3 protein-coding genes and 1 pseudogene are annotated in these 3,164 nt (G+C 52.8%); all 4 read left to right on the forward strand.

Annotated features, from left to right (window positions below; all coding sequences use genetic code 11):
• A pseudogene (locus ABG80_RS22315) lies at positions 1-983 on the forward strand (hypothetical protein); the annotation flags it as partial.
• Positions 980-1,999: a PoNe immunity protein domain-containing protein gene (locus ABG80_RS00530; RefSeq protein WP_083505680.1), complete on the forward strand. Its 1,020-nt coding sequence runs from the start codon at positions 980-982 to the stop codon at positions 1,997-1,999. The pseudogene ABG80_RS22315 and the gene ABG80_RS00530, both read left to right, overlap by 4 nt.
• A 153-nt stretch (positions 2,000-2,152) precedes the next feature.
• Positions 2,153-2,602, forward strand: coding sequence for a hypothetical protein (locus ABG80_RS21790; protein ID WP_152987391.1), 450 nt, complete (start codon positions 2,153-2,155; stop codon positions 2,600-2,602).
• A gap of 39 nt (positions 2,603-2,641) precedes the next feature.
• Positions 2,642-2,947 carry a DUF805 domain-containing protein gene (locus ABG80_RS00535; protein ID WP_058085850.1) on the forward strand — a complete coding sequence of 102 codons (306 nt, stop codon included), beginning with the start codon at positions 2,642-2,644 and terminating at the stop codon, positions 2,945-2,947.
• The last annotated feature ends 217 nt before the right edge of the window (positions 2,948-3,164 follow it).

Below are 3,164 nucleotides of genomic sequence, written 5' to 3' on the forward strand. Positions count from 1 at the left end.
TCAAAGGCTGGCTGAAGAAGCAGCCCAACAATTCCGCCGAGGCGGATTACGTCAGCAAGAAGGTTCGCAAGCAAGGCGAGAAGCCTGATGCCAAGGGTGACACAGCCAGCCAAGCCAAGGAACACAGCAGCTTCATCCACGGCGGGCGCGAACACATCTTTTATTCCGCCGTTTCAGAACTCAGTCAGCGGCGCATTTTCTTCAAGGGCGTGCTGGGTGAGCACATGGCGGACTATTGGGTCATTGAACAAGGCTGGGCTTCCGGCTGGCAGGCCCACGACTGGGGCATGGATGGCAAATGGGGCAACCCTGACCCCAAAGGACCGCGCAAGCTCAACGACAGAGGCGCCATGACGCCGCTGTGGCCGTTGATACCGCGTGGCCGCGGCATTGATGCGCTGTGGCGCACCAATGGCAAGAACGGCAAGCCTTATGCAGTCATCGAGGCCAAGACATACACCAATCCTGCAACTTCCCTCGGCCAAATGCTGGGCGACACCCAAGACAAGCAAGAGTACGAGGACTACAGGCAGAAAAAGCGCGAGTGGGAGGGCAAGTCCCAAGGCGCTGGCGGCAAGGGTGGTAAGCGCTCCAAACGCAGCAGTGCGCCTGTCGGCGCACCTGCGCAGGGAACGCAATCAGCCAGTGCGCCGCCGCAGAAGCCCGTGCCATCTGTCATGCAGATGAGTGAAAAATGGATTCGCACACGAATCAGACGGGCAACAACAGACCCGGATGCTATTGCTGATCTTGCAGGGACGAATACGTTGGCGAGACGTTATTCGAGGCACGTTTTGTTATTCAGCATTCCTGATATCTACGAACACAGCATCGCTGTATTCAAGCATGTTTCAGGGGAATCTGTACAAGATTCCGAACACGCACAGCACAAAGCCAGCCGAGTATTTGGAGAGGTCGAAATAAGCGCGGAAGAAAAGCGTCGGCTTGAAGCCCGCGCATCCAAGGTAGGACAGAAAAAATGACCAAGCGCCCAACTCTTTTCCCTGAGCCATCCAATTTTCGGGCAAATGTACGGCAAAAGCTTTTATTTGAAAGCTATTACAATGGATATTTGGCATGGTTCTCTAGCAAGCTACTGCCTACAATCCAAGAAAATTTTCAAGCCAATAGCGGCTCAAATGAAGGCATGGCCGGGGCGCATGGCTTGGCCGGCGACTGGTTACTGAGCATTTTGCAGCTTCATTACACTGCGGGGCAGCCTATTGAGGAGCTAATCCCGTATCTATCTCAGGCCGTGGAGCAATATGAGAAGCAGGCATCATTTGCAAAGAGAGAAAGTGAAAATGAAACGCACTCAGAGTTTGTGCTCACATTTATTGATGACTACGTTAGGTATCTTGGGTTGTTGTCGCTTGCAACCCTCCTACGTCAAGAGCACCTGATACTTAGAATTCACAATCTCATCGCAGGCTCGGAATTTGATCGACAGGATGCCTTGGTGGAAGAACTCTTAAGCCACCACCTTCCAAATCGTCCCTACTTAGATGAGTGGTATCACGATGAGCCATATCGATGGCTGCTTGACGCTACGGCTGGTGACACACAAGAAGAGAAACTGGCCGATCTCAAAAAGTATCTCGTCAAATGGTATGGGGGAATGAAGGGCGCGGGTTGGTACGACTCGCACAAAGGCATGACTGATGAAGGTATGGGCGGGTACGACGGGTATTGGGCCTGGGAGGCTGGTGCAATTGCCTACCTACATGACATTGACGATTCCACGATTGATTCAATGTACTACCCAAAGGAATTGGTGGCCTATGCACGCTCCTTCGGGTCGCTTCCAGCGGCTACTGCTGGAGTTGAAACAGCACAGCAAAGACTGCGCTGTGAGGCAGGCAACGCCTGCCCAAAATCAGGCTATTGGTCATCCCCCGCATATCAACAAGGCGACAGACATTTCACGCAAGGTGAGATCATGCCGCACATAGAAGGTAATCAGTGGGGAGCAACCATATGGCAGTTCATCCGCGAGTAAATCCCACGTACGGCGGTGTGGCTACAGGCCCAACTGAACGTTGCACGCGGACGCCAACATGGGGCATGGCTTCGCCATTTTACTGCCCCATGTTGGTACCCTGCGCCCCTTCGGGGCTCCGGCGCCGGTGAACTCTGCGTTAGGCAAACACCTATGAGCACTCTCGCACATGAACGCTTTACACGATGGCAGGCAATGGCAATTAGCCAGCTATCTGTGGCCTTAGCTCTGATTTCATCACTATCCACAGCGGGGCTTGGCGCTTGCTTTTCGATAATGCAGGCCACCACTCAGAATTCAGCTGCGCCTTCGAAAATTGCATTAATTTTAAGCGCAGCGCTATTCCTTGCAGCAGTTTTTCTTGGTGTTCTGTCGGTGATTACACGAACACTCGATTTTCGACTCACCGCGAGAACCGCAAGACAAAAGCAGACCGAAAAATCAGAAGTCGACAACACCATTTGGCTGATTACATCAGATCGATACGGCAGACTAACTTGGCTACTATTCTGGCTGAGCCTTATGGCATTCATGGCGGCTGGATCACTGCTTACTTACATTGTGGCCGCATCTTATGCAGGCAACGCAGGCCTTTGCAATTAACGGCAACAGTTTTCATCATGCACATTTGAAGGGAAAATCTTGCAATACCTAAACGAAAAATCAGGTCGCGCCGAATACGCCAAAATCGTACTTGGAGCTCTCATTGCAACCATTGCGACCTCATTCGCCGCCACTGCCATATCCGATGATTTGGGAGCCTTGGTGACGGGTATTGCTATGCTTATCGCTATTCCATTGGTTCTTGCGCAAGGGGTTCGGCGCCTCAACGATCTCGGCAGGTCGCGCTGGTGGATCATCCTAAGTTTCGCCCCTGTATTTAACACGGTACTTTTCTTGATTTTCCTTTTTCGGGAGGGCGCCAAGAATGAATCGAGCACAGCCTAACTGTCGGTTCAACGCGGACGCCAACACTGGCCATGCCTTCGGCATTTTCATGGCCAGTGTTGGTACCCTACGCGCTTCGCGCTCCGGCGCCGGTTAACCTGGGCTACAAGGGCTTCCCCATCTGTCAAGCAATAGCTGACCCAGGCTCGCGCAGCGAGCCAACATCAAAGTGCCAAGCACAACGCCGACGCAGATCAGGCGAGCAAAGGTAAGGACA

Origin of the sequence: Aquabacterium parvum, from assembly GCF_001447195.1 — a bacterium.
In the GTDB taxonomy this organism is placed as follows: Bacteria; Pseudomonadota; Gammaproteobacteria; order Burkholderiales; family Burkholderiaceae_C; genus Aquabacterium; species Aquabacterium parvum.